This is a genomic window from Kordia periserrulae, assembly GCF_003054265.1.
GTDB classification, from domain to species: Bacteria; Bacteroidota; Bacteroidia; order Flavobacteriales; family Flavobacteriaceae; genus Kordia; species Kordia periserrulae.
The window spans coordinates 328,115-346,993 of record NZ_QBKT01000001.1 but is presented as its reverse complement, the minus strand read 5'-3'; the positions used below and the strand labels follow the sequence as shown (position 1 = coordinate 346,993).

At 35.9% G+C, this 18,879-nt stretch carries 18 protein-coding genes; 7 read left to right on the top strand and 11 right to left on the bottom strand.

From position 1 onward, the window contains the following. Positions 1–123 precede the first annotated feature (123 nt). The gene (locus C8N46_RS01580) at positions 124–1,056 is read right to left on the bottom strand and encodes a dihydrofolate reductase (protein WP_108113100.1); all 933 of its coding nucleotides are present in this window, start codon (positions 1,054–1,056) and stop codon (positions 124–126) included. Between the two features lie 8 nt (positions 1,057–1,064). After that, entirely contained in the window at positions 1,065–1,478 is a 414-nt protein-coding gene (locus tag C8N46_RS01575) for a hypothetical protein (protein WP_146169696.1), read from the bottom strand. Between the two features lie 420 nt (positions 1,479–1,898). On the opposite strand from C8N46_RS01575, the gene C8N46_RS01570 reads away from it, so the two are divergent. Beyond that, a complete protein-coding gene (locus tag C8N46_RS01570; RefSeq protein WP_108113098.1) occupies positions 1,899–2,195 on the top strand; it encodes an isoamylase early set domain-containing protein in 297 nt (98 codons plus the stop codon). A gap of 54 nt (positions 2,196–2,249) precedes the next feature. Here the strand turns inward: C8N46_RS01570 and C8N46_RS01565 are convergent, their stop codons facing one another. From C8N46_RS01565 to C8N46_RS01535, 7 genes are all read right to left on the bottom strand, one after another. Continuing rightward, positions 2,250–2,843: a GNAT family N-acetyltransferase gene (locus C8N46_RS01565; protein ID WP_108113097.1), complete on the bottom strand. Its 594-nt coding sequence runs from the start codon at positions 2,841–2,843 to the stop codon at positions 2,250–2,252. Between the two features lie 28 nt (positions 2,844–2,871). Continuing rightward, on the bottom strand, positions 2,872–3,744 hold the full coding sequence (locus tag C8N46_RS01560; RefSeq protein WP_108113096.1) for an energy transducer TonB: 873 nt from the start codon (positions 3,742–3,744) through the stop codon (positions 2,872–2,874). A gap of 22 nt (positions 3,745–3,766) precedes the next feature. Next, positions 3,767–4,591, bottom strand: coding sequence for a thymidylate synthase (locus tag C8N46_RS01555; RefSeq protein WP_108113095.1), 825 nt, complete (start codon positions 4,589–4,591; stop codon positions 3,767–3,769). A 114-nt stretch (positions 4,592–4,705) separates the two neighbouring features. Beyond that, a complete protein-coding gene (locus tag C8N46_RS01550; RefSeq protein ID WP_108113094.1) occupies positions 4,706–6,430 on the bottom strand; it encodes a nucleoside transporter C-terminal domain-containing protein in 1,725 nt (574 codons plus the stop codon). 12 nt (positions 6,431–6,442) lie between these two features. Further along, the gene (locus C8N46_RS01545) at positions 6,443–7,090 is read right to left on the bottom strand and encodes a bifunctional nuclease family protein (RefSeq protein WP_108113093.1); all 648 of its coding nucleotides are present in this window, start codon (positions 7,088–7,090) and stop codon (positions 6,443–6,445) included. 94 nt (positions 7,091–7,184) lie between these two features. Further along, positions 7,185–8,153: an electron transfer flavoprotein subunit alpha/FixB family protein gene (locus C8N46_RS01540; protein WP_108113092.1), complete on the bottom strand. Its 969-nt coding sequence runs from the start codon at positions 8,151–8,153 to the stop codon at positions 7,185–7,187. A 70-nt stretch (positions 8,154–8,223) separates the two neighbouring features. Next, a complete protein-coding gene (locus C8N46_RS01535) occupies positions 8,224–8,970 on the bottom strand; it encodes an electron transfer flavoprotein subunit beta/FixA family protein (protein WP_108113091.1) in 747 nt (248 codons plus the stop codon). A 450-nt stretch (positions 8,971–9,420) separates the two neighbouring features. On the opposite strand from C8N46_RS01535, the gene C8N46_RS01530 reads away from it, so the two are divergent. The 5 genes from C8N46_RS01530 to C8N46_RS01510 all read left to right on the top strand — a co-directional run bounded on the left by C8N46_RS01530 (position 9,421) and on the right by C8N46_RS01510 (position 16,444). Beyond that, positions 9,421–10,398 (top strand): pyruvate dehydrogenase complex E1 component subunit beta, encoded by a 978-nt coding sequence (locus C8N46_RS01530; RefSeq protein WP_108113090.1) that lies wholly within the window; start codon positions 9,421–9,423, stop codon positions 10,396–10,398. Between the two features lie 106 nt (positions 10,399–10,504). Continuing rightward, positions 10,505–12,997 carry a DUF5686 and carboxypeptidase-like regulatory domain-containing protein gene (locus C8N46_RS01525; RefSeq protein WP_170110061.1) on the top strand — a complete coding sequence of 831 codons (2,493 nt, stop codon included), beginning with the start codon at positions 10,505–10,507 and terminating at the stop codon, positions 12,995–12,997. Between the two features lie 86 nt (positions 12,998–13,083). Continuing rightward, positions 13,084–13,611, top strand: a complete 528-nt coding sequence (locus C8N46_RS01520; protein WP_108113088.1) for an inorganic diphosphatase — start codon at positions 13,084–13,086, stop codon at positions 13,609–13,611. A gap of 115 nt (positions 13,612–13,726) precedes the next feature. Continuing rightward, positions 13,727–16,000, top strand: coding sequence for a sodium-translocating pyrophosphatase (locus C8N46_RS01515; RefSeq protein WP_108113087.1), 2,274 nt, complete (start codon positions 13,727–13,729; stop codon positions 15,998–16,000). A gap of 195 nt (positions 16,001–16,195) precedes the next feature. Continuing rightward, positions 16,196–16,444, top strand: coding sequence for a hypothetical protein (locus tag C8N46_RS01510; protein ID WP_108113086.1), 249 nt, complete (start codon positions 16,196–16,198; stop codon positions 16,442–16,444). Positions 16,445–16,665: 221 nt separating this feature from the next. On the opposite strand, the gene C8N46_RS01505 is transcribed toward C8N46_RS01510, so the two are convergent. Together C8N46_RS01505 and C8N46_RS01500 are read right to left on the bottom strand one after the other, a co-directional pair. Beyond that, on the bottom strand, positions 16,666–17,280 hold the full coding sequence (locus C8N46_RS01505; protein WP_108113085.1) for a deoxynucleoside kinase: 615 nt from the start codon (positions 17,278–17,280) through the stop codon (positions 16,666–16,668). Positions 17,281–17,357: 77 nt separating this feature from the next. After that, a complete protein-coding gene (locus C8N46_RS01500; RefSeq protein ID WP_108113084.1) occupies positions 17,358–18,149 on the bottom strand; it encodes a hypothetical protein in 792 nt (263 codons plus the stop codon). 287 nt (positions 18,150–18,436) lie between these two features. Here C8N46_RS01500 and C8N46_RS01495 point away from each other — a divergent pair, with 287 nt between their 5' ends. Beyond that, positions 18,437–18,838, top strand: coding sequence for a hypothetical protein (locus tag C8N46_RS01495; RefSeq protein WP_108113083.1), 402 nt, complete (start codon positions 18,437–18,439; stop codon positions 18,836–18,838). The last annotated feature ends 41 nt before the right edge of the window (positions 18,839–18,879 follow it).

Sequence of the window (18,879 nt, the reverse complement as noted above, 5' to 3'; positions counted from 1 at the left end):
ACGTAAAATAAGTCCAATCGTCTTGAGCATGGCTATTTGCGCAAAAAAATAATACCATTAGAAGAAAGCAGCGCATACTTTTTCTAGAAAAAATAGTGAAATAATTCATCGGATTAATTTGTTTTACACCCTTTCATACGTAATAAAAGAGAACTCGTATTCGTGTTTGTCATCTTGTTTGTGAAATGTGTTTGAGACTTCTTTCCAATCTTTTGTGTCAATTTCTGGAAAAAACGTATCGCCTTCAAACTCGTGATGTACACGTGTTAATTCAATTTTTGTCGCAAACGGAATGGCTTGTTTGTAGATTTCGCCACCGCCAATTACAAATGGTTCCGCATCGGCAACAGTTGCCACACTTACGGCTTCTTTCATGGTGTGAACGACAATAACTCCTTTGGGAACTTTGTAATTTTTTTGTCGCGTAATGACGATATGCGTTCTGTTTGGTAAGGGTTTTGGAAAACTCTCAAAAGTTTTACGTCCCATGATAATATGGTGTCCCGAAGTCAGTTTTTTAAATCGCTTCAAATCATCACTTAAATGCCAAATCAGTTGATTGTCTTTTCCGATAACGTTATTTTCTGCCGCAGCGACAATAATGGTTAAATTACCACGATCAATCACTTCAGGAACAGGTTCATTTGCCAATTCGGCTTTGGCTTCAACTTCTGCTACTTTTGTTTCTTGGTCGATAAACTTTTGTTTCAATTCAGCAATGCGATTTTCTTGTTGCGCCACTAAGGTTTCTAATTGTTTGGCTTCCCATTCTTTCCCCATGAATTTATTCGTAACAAATACATCAAACGCATGAAATAGAAAGGCAAACAGCCATAAAAACACTGCCCAAACAAACCAATTTGCGCCAAAAAGCGTTATATCTTTTCCCATACCCAATACGATATTGATGAGTACTAATAATGCAGAGCCAATGAGAAAAATGACAAAATGATAATATAAGCGTTTTTTTTGCTTGATACGCTTTTGTGCCGTTTTTATGAGTGCTAATTGTTCTTTATCGATTTCTGTGGTAGGATTCTTTTTTTTACCGAACATGTAATTGTTTAAAATTTAGTTTTGGAAGTTGGGTCAATTGTGGCATCTGATAAATTGATAAATTCACCAAAAGAAGCTTTTACAGGAGTTCCATTGTGTGAACCAGAAGAAAATGTAGGCAATTGTGCTAAAATTTTAGTAAGTTTTGATTTTAACACAGGACTTTCCGTACGAACGCCAATATTTTCAACGCTTCCAGATTTGTTAATAACAAAACGAATGTATGCTTTTTTTTCTTTTTGACTTTTTAAAGCAGCTACTGCAGCGGCGTCTTTACTAATGTTTTGAATAAGAAAAGATTTTATTTCACTAACGGTACAATACGATGGATTGTCTGCCGAATTGCATTTTTTGAACGTTGGCGCATTGTCCATCACTGAAAAATTCATGGTGCCATTTGGAGAAACTTTAGGAGTGGACATATTTGTTGATTTTTGAGCAAAACTTATATGAATTGCAAAACAACATGCTATAGTAATGATAAATTTTTTCATGTTTGAAATTGTTTTATTGAGATAAAGATACTTTTCTTTTTTGAATACTACATTCTGTTCCAACGAAAAGATGAATTTTCCCTATGAAATGCAATTTTTTTAGATGAATGAAATTAGCGTGAATTCCTTTGTGAGTGTGAATTTACGCAAACGATATCGTTGAAAATCAAGGGAAAAGGTGTTAAAATTGTGTTGTCAATCTTTTAAATAAACGGCATATTTTTTTCATTCTTTACGATTTTAAAAGCTATTTTTTAGTAAAATGATAATTCTTACATCTTTATGAATTCTTTCATTTGTTTCCCAAAAATTCTTATATACATTTGGCCTTATTAAATACTTGAAATTATGGCAATTAAAAAACAATATTTAAAAAGTAAACCAGTTTGCAAAGTAACTTTTAGTGTTGCTGCTGAAGAAGCTGAAGCAGTTTCTGTGGTTGGAAATTTTAATGAATGGAATGCAGAAGCTACAAGCTTGAAAAAACTTAAAAACGGAACCTTTAAAGGAACTGTTGATTTAGAAAAAGATGCTGAGTATGAATTCCGTTATGTAGTTGACGGAGTGTACACAAACGACGACGAAGCAGATGCGTACAAGTGGAATGACTTTGCAGCTGCTGAAAACGGAGTTTTGAGTTTATAATTAGAATTTTGAATTTTTACAAAGCCTTCTACTTTTGTAGAGGGCTTTTTGTTTTTATAACTTCTTCAATAATTCACGTTTTACGCGACTAAACCATTCATAGCGTAAAATGCTGAGTACAATGCTATCGCGTCTGCCAATTTCGGTAGCGCAGTTGCTTCGCAATACACCTTCTTCGGTACAGCCAATACTTTTCATAGCGGCAATGCTACGTTTGTTGGTGTTATCGGCTCTAAATTCTACGCGCTGCACTTTCATGTGCTCAAAAGCGAATTGCAACAACAAAAACTTGCAATTTTTATTCAGTCCCGTTCCTTGAAAATCTTTTCCATACCAAGTATATCCTAAGGAAACGGTTTGATGTTTTTGATGAAAATCGTAAAATCGCGTACAACCAGCATAGGTATTGTACCGTTTGTCGTACACAATAAATGGATAGGCATTTTGTTGTGTTCTACCCTCTAGGGCAATGTTGATGTAGTTGCGTAAACCTACTTCTCCGTCTGCCGGAATTAAAGAATACTTCCACAACTCAGGTTCATTGAGCGAGTAGGGAAGTAAGTATTTAAAATCATCTACATGTAATGGTCGTAATTGTACAAAGCCATTGTCGAGAATATAATTCTTTTTAAAATCGAGTAATATCATGGCAGTAAAATTGATATGTCAATCAAAGTTACCATTTATTTCGCTTTCTTTTTTTTCTTTCTTTAGCAGATACATTTAAAACGATAGGAAGTGCATAATTTACACTTACAGGAATATTCTCTATAGTTGCAGGTTGCATATCAGGAAGTTTTTTGATAACTCTGATAGCTTCTTGTTCTAGTTTAAGATGTGGCGCTCTGGAGCGTATTTCTTTAACTTTTCCTTCTTCATTAATTTTAAATACAACATAAATTCGATTGATGCCGTCGAGCCCTAATTTTTTTCCTAATCTATCATTAAAATTTTCAGCAACAAACTTAGAAATATTAGTAGCCATGCATTTTTTTCTCTCCTTGTTAGAAGAAGCTTTTTCGCAACCAGGATAAACAACACCAACTTCTGGTCCTGAAAACGGAATTCGTTTAGGTGTATAATCATATAAAGGGATGAAAATATTGTTTTTTCGATCAATTTTTAGAAATAAATGATTTCTAATATAAGAGGTTTGCTTTTGTGATATTGGAGCTAATTCAATTTGAAAGTCTACGGGAGAAGAAGATGTTTCAATTTTGAAAGGTTTCATCTCGGTTTCGTGAAATTTCAGCGAGGAACGTTCTTTGTCTACTTTTCCAACGGAATCAGTCGCAAACATTACATCTACAAAAATGGTGTCTTTTGTAGTGTTCTTTGCAATCAAAATGGCGTCCGAAGGTTTTAGATATTGAAAAATAGAACGTCGAAATTTTTCCTTGGAACATTCGTATACATCTTCTTCATATTGGCAACCTTCTATTACGGTAGATTCTGGTATATCTTTTTTAGATTTTTCTGTTTGAGCACTTATCAATAATGAAAAAAAGAATATTAATAAGCTAAGCAAATTTTTTAAGGAGAAAGACATGAATTAAAATATTAAAGTTAAATTAAATAGCCACAGCACCTTTAATATGCGGATGATGTTGATAGTTGACCAATTCGAAATCGTCAAAGGTAAAGTCGAAAATACTTTTTACATTCGGATTGATATTCATGGTTGGAAGCGGATATGGTTCACGCGTAAGTTGTAATTCTACTTGTTCAAAATGATTGCTGTAAATATGCGCATCGCCAAACGTGTGAATGAAATCGCCGTATTCGTAACCGCAAACTTGTGCCATCATCATTGTAAGTAAGGCGTATGAAGCAATATTGAACGGAACGCCTAAAAAGACATCGGCACTTCGCTGATACAACTGACACGATAATTTACCATCTGCTACATAAAATTGAAAAAACGCGTGACACGGCGGTAACGCTGCTTTTCCGTTTGCCACATTTTCGCCAAACGACACAGACGTATCTGGCAAAACACTTGGATTCCAAGCAGAAACTAACATACGTCTACTATTTGGATTGTTTTTTAAAGTTTCAATCACTTCGGATAATTGGTCAATACTTTCGCTATTCCAATTGCGCCATTGATGTCCGTACACAGGACCTAAATCGCCGTTTTCATCTGCCCATTCATTCCAAATACGTACGCCGTTTTCTTGCAAATATTTTACATTCGTATCGCCTTTAATAAACCACAACAATTCGTGAATAATCGATTTTAAGTGTAGTTTTTTCGTTGTCACCATCGGAAAACCTTCGCTGAGGTCAAAACGCATTTGATAGCCAAAAACGCTTTTCGTTCCAGTTCCTGTACGATCTCCTTTTTCATTTCCGTGTTCTAATACATGTTTTACAAGATCTAAATATTGTCTCATGATGTTTCCTTTTTTTGAGTGTTGCGATACAATTTTTGCAGTTTATAAAAATAAAAAAAACGCATTGATTTTGTATCAATGCGTTTATATTTTATCAATAGGTTATTAACGATTTTATCCAATCAACATTCCTGCAATCGTTGCGGAGATTAAGGAAGCAATGGTTCCGCCAATTAAGGCTTTCATTCCAAACTCTGATAAGGTTTTTCGCTGTTTTGGTGCTAATGAACCAATGCCACCAATTTGTATTCCAATAGAAGCAAAATTGGCAAATCCACACAACATGTACGTTGCCATGATAATAGATTTTTGGTAGGTTAAATGCGATGCGCTTGCAACATCTTTTAATTCTGCTAATTGGATATATCCAACAAACTCACTCGCGGCCAATTTTACACCTAACAATTGTCCCATTTGCATAATGTCTTCCACTGCAACACCAATAAGCCACATTAATGGCGCAAAAATAGTTCCAAGGATTGCTTCTAAGGAAAACTCTGAATATACTGTATTTGCTGCCATCCAGCTATTTAGCGATGTAATGTCACCAACCCAACCTAAAATTCCATTCAGCATGGCAATAAAAGCAACAAAAACGAGTAGCATGGCTCCAACATTTACGGCAAGTTTTAAGCCTTCTGTAGTACCATTAGCAATGGCGTCTAAAATATTCGAGCCTATTTTTTCTTGTGAAACTTTTACATCATTGTTAATTTTCTCCGTCTGCGGATATAGTATTTTCGAAATGACAATCGCTCCTGGTGCTGCCATAACAGAAGCCGCTAATAAGTGTTTTGCATACATAAGTTGTAATGCAGGGTCGTCTCCACCTAGAAATCCAATATATGCCGCCAAAACGGCTCCAGCCACCGTTGCCATTCCTCCGACCATGACTAATAAAATTTCAGATCGTGTCATTTTTTCCAAATAGGCTTTTATCAATAAAGGAGCTTCGGTTTGTCCTAAAAAGATATTACCAGCAACAGATAAGCTTTCTGCGCCAGAAATGCCTAAGAGTTTCGTTAGTACCAATGCCATTCCTTTGACAATGATTTGAATGATTCCTAAATAGAATAATACAGAAGTTAGTGCAGAGAAAAAGATGATGGTTGGCAATACTTGAAAAGCAAATATGAATCCAAAAGAATCTACATTCATCATGCCCCCAAATAAGAATTCACTTCCTGCTTGCGTGTAATTTAAAATTTTAATGAAAAGTCCACCAACTACTTCAAAAGCACTTTTTACAGCATCAATTTTCAATACCCCGATGGCAATAATCAACTGGAATGCCAATCCCAAGCCAACAGTTTTCCAATTGATGGCTTTTCGATTGCTACTACATAAAAATGCAATAATTAATAATACAACCATTCCAAGAATTCCGCGGAGTAAGCTATTCATGCTAAATCCATCATTCGGAATAATTTCGCTTATTTCTGAGTTCGTATTAGTTGCAGTAACAACTTCTTGTTTTTCTTGTTGTTTTTTGAAGTGATATGAAATTTCTTTTTCTTTAAAAACTAAGATAGAATCATTCAGTGTGGTGATTTTGTATTTGCGAATGGTATCGTTTGGTTGATTGTAATAAAAAACCAAGAGATTGTTTTGATAGATATAATCGCCACTAGCTTTTAAATTGTCTTTTGCTGCGAGTTGGTATTGAAATTCGCCTGATTGTAAGGTCAATTTATCTACACTAGAAACTTGAACAATTTCCTCGTTATCTGCGTTTTGAATGCTGGTAAATTTCCACGTTCCGTCAATTTCAGTTTCTTGTGCACTTACAGTAAATAGTACACAAAATACTGTCAAAATACTTACTACAAATTTCTGCATTGGAATAGGTGTTTATTTGTTGTCTTGCTCTCTGTTAGAGATTTCGTCACGAAGTCGGGCAGCTTTTTCATAGTCTTCATCCGCCACAGCGCCATCTAACATGTTGTATAATTCTTGAAGCGAAAGTGTTTTTAACGTATTGTCAGTAGCACTTTCTACCGTATCTAATTCTTGGTCTTCATCGGTAAATAATTCGTCTACGACAATGCTTTCTTTTTCGTTTTCTTCGTCTTCTTCTTTGGAAGTGAGTTTTAGGAAGATTCCAGCCTTATCCAAAATGGTTTTATAGGTGAAAATTGGCGCATCAAAGCGTAAAGCTAGGGCAATAGCATCTGAAGTTCGGGCATCAATGATTTCTTCTATTTTATCACGCTCGCAGATGATGCTCGAATAAAAAACTCCATCTACCAGTTTATGAATAATAACTTGTTTGACCACCACATCGAACCGATCGGCAAAGTTTTTAAAAAGATCGTGCGTCAATGGTCGCGGTGGTTTGATTTCTTTTTCAAGCGCAATTGCGATGGATTGTGCTTCAAAAGCGCCAATAACAATAGGTAGTTTGCGGTCGCCATCTACTTCATTTAAAATTAAAGCATACGCTCCATTTTGCGTTTGGCTATATGAAATTCCCTTAATATTTAGTTTTACTAAGCTCATTTGTTTTTGGAATGCATTCTCATAAAAAAAGGCTGTCTAAAAAAAGGGTTTCCCAATTTTAGACAGCCCTTATTTGGGCACAATTTAACAAAAATTATGCGTTATTCGCTTTAAATTCTTTCAATTTTTCAATTAGCGTTGGAACTACTTCAAAAGCATCTCCTACAACACCATAATCTGCTGCTTTGAAGAAAGGAGCTTCTGGGTCTGTATTGATCACAACTTTTACTTTAGAAGCGTTGATTCCTGCCAAATGCTGAATGGCACCAGAGATTCCAATAGCAATGTAAAGGTTAGAAGCAACAGGTTTTCCTGTTTGTCCAACGTGCTCTCCGTGAGGTCTCCATCCTAAGTCTGAAACTGGTTTTGAACAGGCAGTTGCCGCGCCTAAAACGCTTGCTAATTCTTCTACCATTCCCCAGTTTTCAGGACCTTTTAATCCTCTTCCTGCAGAAACTACAATATCCGCATCTGCAATGGTTACTTTTCCAGTAACTTTATCTACGGTATCTACTTTAACACCAAATAATGAATCGTCTAAGTTTGGTGCGAAAGCTTCTGCAGCAGCGTCACCAGCATTTTCCACCAATCCGAAAGCATTGTTAGAAACGCCTACGATTTTGACATCAGAGTTGATTTCTGTCATGCTAAATGCTTTATTGGTAAAAGCAGTTCTTTTTACCGTAAAAGGACTTGTGTTACTTGGTGCAGCAACAACGTTAGAAGCATATCCTGCATCTAGGTTTACTGCTAAAATTGGCGCTACCGATTTGCTATCGGCGCTTGAACTTACAATGACCACTTTGGCACCTTCTTTTTCAGCAGCTTGATGTAAAGTAGCTGCATATGCTTTTGCGTTGAAGTTGTTTAGTTTGTCATTTGATACATTTAATACTTTGTCAACGCCGTATGTTCCTAATTCGGAAGTATCATTTGCGTTGATAGTTACTGCCGTAACTGTAGTTCCTAATTGATTGGCAACTTCTTTTGCGTACGATGCTACTTCGAAAGCTGCTTTTTTAAGTTTTCCTTGTTCTGATTCTGTATATACTAAAACTGACATGTTTTTTTGATTTAAAGATTAAATTATTGAATGATTGAAACATTCATATTTATCTGAATTATGCTATTGACTAAATTACCTTTGCTTCGTTGTGTAATAAGTTGATTAATTCGTCAATATTATCGGCGTCCACCAATTTCACAGCACCTTTTGGTGCAGGTTTTTCAAACTTTACAGCAGTGGTTTCTTTTGCAGCATCAACCGCATCAATTACGGTTAATGGTTTTTTACGCGCCATCATAATTCCTCTCATATTAGGAATACGCAAGTCACTTTCTTCTACCAATCCTTTTTGTCCTGCAATTACTAATGGAAGTGAAGTATTTGAAGTTTCTTTTCCTCCGTCAATTTCACGAACAGCAGTAGCTGAAGTTCCGTCAACTTCTAAACCAATACAAGTATTTACAAAATTAGCACCTGTCAATTCAGCTACCATTCCAGGAACCATTCCGCCATTATAATCAATCGATTCTCTTCCTGCGATTACCAAATCGTATCCGCCATCTTTTACTACGGCTGCTAATTGTTTTGCAACAAAAAATCCGTCAGTCGCTTCAGCATTTACACGAATTGCTTTATCGGCTCCAATGGCTAAGGCTTTGCGGAGTGTTGGTTCTGTTTCTGCACCACCAACGTTTACAACGTCTACAGAAGCGCTTTGTTTTTCTTTAAACCACATAGCGCGTGTTAATCCGAATTCATCATTTGGATTGATAACAAACTGTACGCCGTTGGTGTCAAATTTAGTATCTCCTTCCGTAAAATTGATTTTTGAAGTAGTGTCAGGAACGTGACTAATACATACTAATATTTTCATGGAATTTATATGTTTTAATTGAAAGTTTAAATTTTCGACGAATATACTGAATATTTCTCTAAAAATACTATGCGCGCATAGGAAATTTTGATGATTTTTTGATTTTTGTATATTTTTTTCAATTATCTATAATTTTACCTAGGTTTTTCATGGAATTTATCATCTTAAAAAATAAATACAGTTTACATTCTTTCAGCACTTTCATTGGATTTCTTGTGATAATGAATCACAGGTATATCCAAATACTTAAAATAGTATCCTCTAAAAATAGGAATCATACTATTTAACATTTTTAATGGTGAATAATCAAGAAGATTTTCAAAGAGTACACGCTTTTACTAAAGAAATCATAAAAACATTAATCTTTAAGAAATGTTTGATTTAGGAACTATCATTTTTAGAATTAATTGTTATTTTTGTTTTTCACTTTTTTAAAACACAAACAATTGTATGAGAACAATACAGTTTAGAGAAGCGGTAGCCGAAGCTATGAGCGAAGAAATGCGCACAGATGACAGCATTTACTTAATGGGAGAAGAAGTTGCCGAATATAACGGAGCGTACAAAGCTTCGAAAGGAATGTTGGATGAGTTTGGTGCTGAGAGAGTTATCGATACACCAATTGCAGAACTTGGTTTTGCAGGAATCGGAGTAGGTTCAGCCATGAACGGAAACCGACCAATTATCGAATTCATGACGTTCAACTTTGCACTAGTTGGAATCGATCAAATTATAAACAACGCAGCCAAAATGCGTCAAATGTCTGGTGGACAGTTAAATATTCCAATTGTTTTCCGCGGACCAACAGCTTCTGCGGGACAATTAGCCGCAACACACTCACAAGCTTTTGAAAGTTGGTTTGCCAACTGTCCAGGTTTAAAAGTGGTTGTTCCTTCCAATCCGTATGATGCAAAAGGATTACTAAAAACAGCGATTAGAGATGACGATCCTGTAATTTTTATGGAATCAGAGCAAATGTATGGTGACAAAGGTGAAGTGCCAGAAGGTGAATACACCATTCCATTAGGAGTTGCAGACATTAAACGCGAAGGGACGGATGTAACTATTGTTTCTTTCGGAAAAATCATCAAAGAAGCGTACAAAGCGGCAGACGAATTAGCAGAAGAAGGAATTTCTTGTGAAATCATCGACTTGCGTACGGTTCGTCCAATGGATCATGATGCAATTTTAACTTCTGTCAAGAAAACTAACAGATTGGTCATTTTAGAAGAAGCATGGCCATTTGGAAACGTTGCTACAGAAATCGTTTACCAAGTACAAGCACAAGCATTTGACTACTTAGATGCACCAATTCAAAAAATAAATACAGCAGATACGCCAGCACCATACTCTCCAGTATTATTGGAAGAATGGTTGCCAAACAAAAATGACGTTATCAAAGCTGTGAAAAAAGTGATGTATAAATAAACAGGAACTTTTAACGTTATAAAAACTTCATCGGCATGTTTGTTGATGAAGTTTTTGTTTTTAAAATGACACAAATTTGAAGACTACCTTTTATTGTTTTATAGCCATGCTGTTCTGCTACACAGGTTTTTCCCAAACCAAAGTAAGTGGAGTAGTCAAAGACGCGTCAGGGGAACCTGTGCCTTTTGCCAATGTGGTATTTAAAAATTCCATTCAAGGGACGATTACCAACGAGGATGGTCGATTTTATTTGGAATCTGATGAAACATACACAATAGTTGTCTTTTCTTTTGTGGGATATGAAACGAAAGAAGTTCAATTGTCCAAAAAGGTCAATTACAACATGGAAGTCACTTTAGAAGAAGGTGAAAAACTCAATGCTGTGGTCATAGTTTCGGGAAAACAGCCGAAAAAGAACAATCCCGCCATCGATATTCTTCGCAAAATTTGGAAGCGAAAACGCTTCAATGGTATTCGGCAATTCAAACAATATCAATACGATAAATACGAAAAAGTAGAATTTGATTTGAACACGATTGACAGTGCCATGATGAAAAGCAGACTCTTTCGTGGCATGGAATTCATCTTCAACGAAATTGATACCTCTAGCGTTACGGGGAAAACCTATCTGCCAATTTTTATCAACGAAGCCTTCTCAAAAGTCTATGGCGATAATGTAAAAAACAAAGAAAAAGAAGACCTAATCGGGAATAAAAACTCTGGTTTTAGCAGCAACGAAACCATCACGGCTTTTATCAAAGATTTATATGCCGATTATGATATTTACGACAATTATCTGAAGTTTTTCGATAAAAGTTTTACAAGTCCATTATCACGCACAGGAATCAATACGTATAACTATGTATTGGTCGATACGGCTTTTATCGACAACAAATGGTGTTACAATATTGTGTACTATCCACGACGAAAAAATGAACTTACGTTTAAAGGTGATTTTTGGGTGAATGATTCTACGTTTGCCATCAAAAAAATAAATCTTCAAGCTAGTAAAAGTGCCAATATCAACTGGGTAAAAGAAATTTACATAGAACAAGAATTTGACGTCTTGAACGATTCCGTATTCTTGCTCAAGCGCGATTATATGTTGTCGGATTTCGCATTAAACAAAAAAGAAAAGTCCAAAGGTGTCTACGGAAAACGTACTACGTTGTATGACAATTACGTGTTTGATGAAGAAAAACCAGATGAATTCTACAAAAAGGAAATCAATCCGTTTAACGAAGAAATTTACGAGCGTGATGATGCTTTTTGGCAAGAAAATCGCTTAGAGAAGTTAAACAAAGACGAAAAAGGCGTGTATAAAATGTTGGATACGCTTAAAACCGTTCCAAAATTTAAACGCTTGTACAGTTTGGCGTCTATTTTAGCTTCGGGGTATGTGGAATTTGACCAATACAACTTGGATTACGGACCAATTTTTTCCACCTTCGGGTTCAACGATGTAGAAGGAATTAGAGTGCGTGCCGGAGGACGAACCTATTTCGGACCAAACGACAAATGGCGATTAGAAGGTTATGGCGCGTATGGTTTTAAAGACAATCGTTTCAAATACGGAATCTCAGGAAAATGGTTACTCAACCCTAAAAACCGATTGATTATTTCGGCAGGAAATCGCCGTGATGTGGAACAAACAGGCGTAAGTTTAACGGTAAATGACAATGTTTTAGGGCGAAGTTTTGCATCATCCGCATTATTTGCTTCTGGAAACAGCGATCGTTTAACAAACATCAATTTATCCACCTTTGCGTTGGAAATGGAGCCTATCAAAAACATGACTTTTCGTTTGGGAAGTTCCTACAAAACCATGCGTTCGGCATCGCCAACAACCTTTAGTTTGTCTTATCTCGATCCGCAAGCGCCAAATGGTATCAATGATCGTTTGGTACAATCGGAAGTCAATTTTTCTGTAGACATGACGCCAGGGCGAAAAACCATTCGTCACGGAGTAGAACGTAAAATTGTCAATGACGATTATCCGCGAATTTATCTAAACTATGCACGCGGTGTAGAAGGATTATTCAACAGTGATTTTAACTATTCCAGAGTGCAATTATTCTACCGACAACCGTTTCAAGTCGGCGGATTCGGAAGAACATTCACCACATTTGAAGCAGGAAAAACATTTGGAACAGTACCGTTAAGCTTGCTGAACGTGGTGCCAGGAAACCAAGCATATTTCTCAATTCACAATACTTTTTCACAGTTAAATTTTTACGAATTCGTGACAGATACGTATGCTTCATTACACATAGAGCACAATTTCAACGGGCGACTTTTTTCAAGAATTCCGTTTCTACGAAAGCTAAATTTGCGTGAAATTGTCGGAATTCGAGGAGTTTGGGGAGAAATCTCGCAAGAAAATGTAGACATGAACGTTCCTGCTTTTCAAAGTTTGCCTTTTAGAAGCATTACACCAGAAGGAATCGCACCAAACAAAGATATTTACTGGGAATACTCACTCGGAGTTGGTAACATCTTCAAAGTTTTCCGAATCGATTTTAACTTCAGAGGAAACTACAAAGGAAACATAGACGCGCGTCAATTTGGTGTGACAGGTGCCTTCGGATTTCATTTTTAATAAAATTAAACCACTTCTCCATTGGTCAATCTGACGGTTTTACCTAAATTTGCAGCCGTTTTAAAAAATGCGTAATAATTGAAAATATGACAGCGAAAGAAAAAGGGACTTTTGACGCACTGATTGAAATTCCAAAAGGAAGCAGAAATAAATACGAGTACGACTTTGACTTAAAAAAGATACGTTTTGACAGAATGTTATTTTCGTCGATGATGTATCCAGGTGATTATGGTTTTATTCCAGAAACATTAGCGTTAGATGGCGATCCGTTAGATGTTTTAGTCTTAGGAACCGAACCTACATTTCCAATGTGTGTGATGGAAATCAAGCCAATTGGCGTTTTCCACATGGCAGATGAAAAAGGGCCAGACGAAAAAATAGTATGTGTTCCTGTAAGCGATCCTATTTGGAATTCGTATGAAGACATTGAAGATTTGAATCCGCACCGAATCAAAGAAATTACGCACTTTTTCCAAGTATACAAAGATTTAGAAAAGAAAAAAGTAGATGTTGGCGGTTGGGGAAATGCACAAGAAGCCTATGAAATTGTAGATAAATGCATTGCGCGTTACGAAGCGAGCGAACACAAAAAGAACGGCGACTTTACAATATAAAAAAAAGATTACATCAGAAATCTTAAAAAAAACCTTCTAAAGCGATTTAGAAGGTTTTTTTTTCTGCTTGATTTTGTTACTTTTACGCCGCTAATTAACAAATCAAATAAATAATATGGAATCTTACATGATTTATGTGCCAATCGCCTTGGCAATCTTGGGTCTTGTTTTTATGCTCATCAAAATGAGTTGGGTAAAAAAACAGGCTGCAGGAAATGAAAAAATGCAGTCAATCTCAAAAAGTATTAAAGAAGGAGCATTAGCATTTTTAAATGCGGAATATAGGTTATTGGCAATATTTGTTGTCATAGCATCTGGACTTCTTGGATTGGTAGCTTGGAAAGTAGATACTACTAGCTACATGATTATTTTAGCATTTGTTGTCGGTGCTATCTTCTCAGCCTTAGCAGGAAATATTGGAATGCGAATTGCTACAGATGCAAATGCTCGTACAGCGGAAGCAGCAAAAACAAGTTTGCCACAAGCACTAAAAGTATCGTTTGGTGGTGGAACCGTTATGGGACTTGGAGTAGCAGGTTTGGCAGTTTTAGGATTGAGTTTATTCTTTATCTTTTTTATGAAGCAATTCATGACTGGTGGAAACTTCTATGATGAAATGACAGTTGTGTTAGAAGCCTTGGCAGGATTCTCTTTAGGAGCGGAATCCATTGCGTTATTTGCACGTGTTGGTGGTGGAATTTACACCAAAGCAGCCGATGTTGGAGCGGATTTAGTAGGAAAAGTAGAAGCGGGAATTCCAGAAGATGATCCACGTAACCCAGCAACCATTGCAGACAATGTAGGAGATAACGTAGGAGATGTAGCAGGAATGGGAGCTGATTTATTTGGTTCGTATGTAGCTACAGTTTTAGCAGCCATGGTACTTGGAAATTATGTAATTCGAGATATAGTTGAAATTACAAAAGCACCATTTACAGATAGCTTTTCTAACATGGGACCAATCATATTACCATTGGTAATTGCTGGTGTCGGAATTTTAGCGTCTATTATTGGAACATTTTTAGTAAAAATAAAAAATAACGAAGCAAAAGAAGCGCAAGTTCAAAAAGCATTAGACTTAGGAAACTGGGTAGCAATTTTGCTTACTTGGGTAGCATCTTGGTTCTTAATCAAGTGGATGTTGCCAGAAACCATTCAAATGAAATTCTTTGGAGTGGAAGAAGCAATGATGATTCCTTCACGTCACGTATTTTATGCAGCAACTATCGGTTTAGCAGTAGGAGCGTTGATTTCTGTGGTAACAGCATACTACACAAGTTTAGGTAAAAAACCAGTATTGAATATCGTTCAAAATAGTTCTACAGGAGCCGCAACAAACATTATTGCAGGTTTGGCAGTTGGAATGAAATCTACCTTCTTATCGGTATTATTATTTGCAGCAGCAATCTACGGTTCGTATGCGTTAGCAGGATTCTACGGAGTAGCGTTGGCAGCTTCTGCGATGATGGCAACTACGGCAATGCAGTTAGCAATTGATGCGTTTGGACCAATTGCAGACAACGCTGGTGGAGTTGCGGAAATGAGCGAATTAGAACCTCACGTGCGTGAGCGTACTGACATTTTAGACTCTGTTGGAAACACTACGGCGGCTGTTGGAAAAGGATTTGCTATTGCATCTGCCGCATTAACAGCATTGGCATTATTTGCAGCATACGTAACTTTTACAGACATTGAAGGTATCAATATTTTCAAGGCAGATGTATTAGCCGCTTTATTTGTTGGAGGAATGATTCCTGTAATTTTCTCTGCTTTAGCCATGGAATCTGTAGGAAAAGCAGCAATGGAAATGGTAGAAGAGGTTCGTCGTCAGTTCCGTGAAATTCCAGGAATTATGGAAGGAAAAGGAACGCCAGAATACGGAAAATGTGTAGATATTTCTACAAAAGCAGCCTTACGCGAAATGTTAATTCCAGGATTAATCACAATCATTACACCAATCATCATCGGATTGGTATTTGGAGCAGAAGCTTTAGGAGGTTATATGGCTGGAGTTTGTGTATCGGGTGTAATGTGGGCAATTTTCCAAAACAACGCTGGTGGTGCTTGGGACAACGCTAAAAAATCGTTTGAAGCAGGAGTTGAAATCAACGGAGAAATGACATACAAAGGTTCTGATGCACACAAAGCAGCAGTAACTGGAGATACGGTTGGAGATCCATTCAAAGATACTTCTGGACCTTCTATGAATATTCTAATCAAATTGACATGTTTGGTAGGATTAGTTATTGCACCAATTTTGGGTGGACATTCAGATAAAACAGCTACGGCTGAAGAAGTAGACAAAAATATCATTCAGGTGAATGCACAGGAAACAAATGAAGAAGAAGTTGCCTTGAATATCATCACAATGAAAGAGGAAAATCTATAAAAACCGACTTTTTATATTTTTTAGAAACAGCAATCAGCAATGGTTGCTGTTTTTTTATGTGTGAAAATGTCATCAATGTTAACAAATCAATACTTTTTTCATGTATACACGTAAATATCTTATAGAAAAACCTAAAAGAAAAATCCTACATGTTTTATAATTTCAAAGAACTTATGAACCATAAAATAATATATCATGAAAAAAAAGAAATTAATTTCAAAACTGAATTTAGGCAAAGCGAGTGTTTCCAATCTCTCTAAAATTCGCGGAGGAGATTATCCGCCATTTGAAACCGAAGATGCAGATTGCGATACTGGCGGCGGAGGCGGAAGCGGAGGAACGTACACCAATAATTGCAGCGGACAAACTTGCGGCTATTGTATTACGAATGCACATCCTGTAAGTGATCCAATTCATTGTAGAACCTGTCATACAGGTTGTTAGAATAAAAAAAAGAGGCTGTTTTTAGAAGTCTAAATTTCGTCAAGCCGAACTTGATTATTCATACTATATCTATATTGATAATTTTTGGTATTCATGAATGCAAGCATTTCGGTTTCCCATAACAGTTGAAAATCAATAGAATGAGATTCTGAGTCAAGCTCAGAATGACGTTTTAAACACTTTAAAAACAACCTCTTTTGTAATATTGTGAAAAGCTTCCCTTAAAACAATCCGTGAATTTCGGCGTCGATTCGGTTGATGACGTTTCCTAAATCTTCTGGATTGTCTACAAAATCTAAATTATCAACGTCAATCACCAACAATTTTCCTTGGTCATACTTTGAAATCCACGCTTCATAGCGTTCATTCAATCTGCTTAGATAATCAATACTTATCGAATTTTCATAATCGCGGCCACGCTTGTGAATTTGCGCTACCAGTGTAGAAATGTCTGCACGTAAATAAATCAGTAAATCGGGCGCGTCTACCAATTTTTGCATCAATTCAAACAGCGATTGGTAGTTTTCATAATCGCGATTCGTCATGAGTCCCATCGCATGTAAATTCGGAGCGAAAATATGTGCATCTTCATAAATCGTACGATCTTGAATGACTTTTTTCCCGCTTTCGCGAATATTCAATACTTGTCGGAAACGACTATTTAAAAAGTAAATTTGAAGATTAAAACTCCAACGTTCCATTTGCGTATAAAAATCATCCAAATACGGATTGTCAACAACATCTTCAAAATGCGCTTCCCATTTGTAATGTTTTGCCAATAATTTCGTTAACGTTGTTTTTCCTGCGCCAATATTTCCGGCAATTGCAACATGCATGTGATTCTGTAATTAGGTGTTCGATTACCTTCAAAACTAATGGATTTTTTAGTGGAAGGTAAATTTATTCGTTCTATCTATTCTTTCGTTGGTTTTTGGAGTTGAAATCGGTACAATACAATTCCGTCGTAAATATACAAGATATCATCGTGAAGCGAAAACTGTTTCATAGCAATTCTTTCAGATGGTAACTTTATTAGATAAACGTCGTCGTTACTGCTGTAAAATAATTGTTTGTTTTTCAAAAAGATAACTTCGTTGTTGGTCATCTCAAAATCGGTAGCGCCTTCCAGAGTTTTTTTAGAAAGTAAACTTCCGTAGATGTTGTACAAATACAATTTTGTTTCTGTCAACACGCGACAAAAATTGTAATTGCTTTTCATCGTGACAAACTTTTCGGGAATCGGCAAATTTTGCACAGGCGTTTTCTGTTGTACATAATTAAACACTTCCAATTGTTGCGTATTGGTATCAAAAATCCACAAATTTCGGTCGTTTGCTGTGCTTGCTGCGGCGAGATTTTTAAACTCTTCAATCACATTAAAATCGGTCTTTTTAATCTCATTCAGCGTATTATCCAACACAATTACGGTATTAAAATCTTCGTAAAAAAGCGTGATTTTCAACGGATTCAAAATGTCAACCGACGTAATATCGCCCAATTGCAAGTTATTGTATTGCCATTCTTTTCCATCATGTCGTTTGATGAGAATATTATCTTGAATCACATACAACGCGCCAAAATTATCTTTCGCCACAAAACGATCAACAGCCAAACTATCTTGCTCCAGCAAAGTCGCCGTTACAACTTCCTGTCCAAAAGAACACAAAGAACTCGCTAAAAACAAAAGAAAAACCAAACGCTTCATAAAAGGCAAATTACAAAAAAGGAACCTTTTTCTTATGTAATAATGTAGCAATTTTTTAATGTACTAATGTATTAATTTGATGATTTGAAAATGTTTTAATTTGAAAATTATGTTGTGAAATAGATTTTGATTGCTCTCAATTTATTGATAGAATTTTGAAACATAATTACAAAAGTTTTCTTTTGATAATTTTTTATTTTAATAAAAAATAAGTAAAACCTTCTAAATGTAGTAATTTTACACTTATATTTAACTGAGTTTAAGACTAATTATTAATCTAAAAGCACATGAAAAAGTTTTTCTTTTGTATTTTATTTTTGGTTATTTTTTTTGGTTGTGAATCTGAAAAGGGTAAAGAAATCAATTGTGTGGAAAAGTCACATAAAGAAATAAAAAGGGCTATCGATCAGCTTAATAAAAATGGTTTTGATTCTGTAGAAGGAGTTAAGACTTCAATCTCTGCTTTAATAGAAACATTGGATGGAGTTAATTTAGATAATTGCCCATCAGATTATAAATTTCAAGCTTTGAAAATTAAAAATCAATTTGTTTTATTAATGAGTATACTCAATAAAGGAGTTAGAGACAAAGAGACATCAAAAAAAATAGTTGAATTATCTGAAAGAGGAAAAAAAGCTGGATATAAGCTAGATGAAATCGCTGCTAGTTATGGACTTAAGTTTGAATAATGACAATCTAAAAAGTCTAAAGCAAAGCGTTTCTAAAAAGC

Coding starts and splice junctions, on each gene's coding strand:
- C8N46_RS01580 (WP_108113100.1), bottom strand. CDS start 1,056: ATGTTCGGTAAAAAAAAGAATCCTACCACAGAAATCGATAAAGAACAA.
- C8N46_RS01575 (WP_146169696.1), bottom strand. CDS start 1,478: ATGTCCACTCCTAAAGTTTCTCCAAATGGCACCATGAATTTTTCAGTG.
- C8N46_RS01570 (WP_108113098.1), top strand. CDS start 1,899: ATGGCAATTAAAAAACAATATTTAAAAAGTAAACCAGTTTGCAAAGTA.
- C8N46_RS01565 (WP_108113097.1), bottom strand. CDS start 2,843: ATGATATTACTCGATTTTAAAAAGAATTATATTCTCGACAATGGCTTT.
- C8N46_RS01560 (WP_108113096.1), bottom strand. CDS start 3,744: ATGTCTTTCTCCTTAAAAAATTTGCTTAGCTTATTAATATTCTTTTTT.
- C8N46_RS01555 (WP_108113095.1), bottom strand. CDS start 4,591: ATGAGACAATATTTAGATCTTGTAAAACATGTATTAGAACACGGAAAT.
- C8N46_RS01550 (WP_108113094.1), bottom strand. CDS start 6,430: ATGCAGAAATTTGTAGTAAGTATTTTGACAGTATTTTGTGTACTATTT.
- C8N46_RS01545 (WP_108113093.1), bottom strand. CDS start 7,090: ATGAGCTTAGTAAAACTAAATATTAAGGGAATTTCATATAGCCAAACG.
- C8N46_RS01540 (WP_108113092.1), bottom strand. CDS start 8,153: ATGTCAGTTTTAGTATATACAGAATCAGAACAAGGAAAACTTAAAAAA.
- C8N46_RS01535 (WP_108113091.1), bottom strand. CDS start 8,970: ATGAAAATATTAGTATGTATTAGTCACGTTCCTGACACTACTTCAAAA.
- C8N46_RS01530 (WP_108113090.1), top strand. CDS start 9,421: ATGAGAACAATACAGTTTAGAGAAGCGGTAGCCGAAGCTATGAGCGAA.
- C8N46_RS01525 (WP_170110061.1), top strand. CDS start 10,505: ATGCTGTTCTGCTACACAGGTTTTTCCCAAACCAAAGTAAGTGGAGTA.
- C8N46_RS01520 (WP_108113088.1), top strand. CDS start 13,084: ATGACAGCGAAAGAAAAAGGGACTTTTGACGCACTGATTGAAATTCCA.
- C8N46_RS01515 (WP_108113087.1), top strand. CDS start 13,727: ATGGAATCTTACATGATTTATGTGCCAATCGCCTTGGCAATCTTGGGT.
- C8N46_RS01510 (WP_108113086.1), top strand. CDS start 16,196: ATGAAAAAAAAGAAATTAATTTCAAAACTGAATTTAGGCAAAGCGAGT.
- C8N46_RS01505 (WP_108113085.1), bottom strand. CDS start 17,280: ATGCATGTTGCAATTGCCGGAAATATTGGCGCAGGAAAAACAACGTTA.
- C8N46_RS01500 (WP_108113084.1), bottom strand. CDS start 18,149: ATGAAGCGTTTGGTTTTTCTTTTGTTTTTAGCGAGTTCTTTGTGTTCT.
- C8N46_RS01495 (WP_108113083.1), top strand. CDS start 18,437: ATGAAAAAGTTTTTCTTTTGTATTTTATTTTTGGTTATTTTTTTTGGT.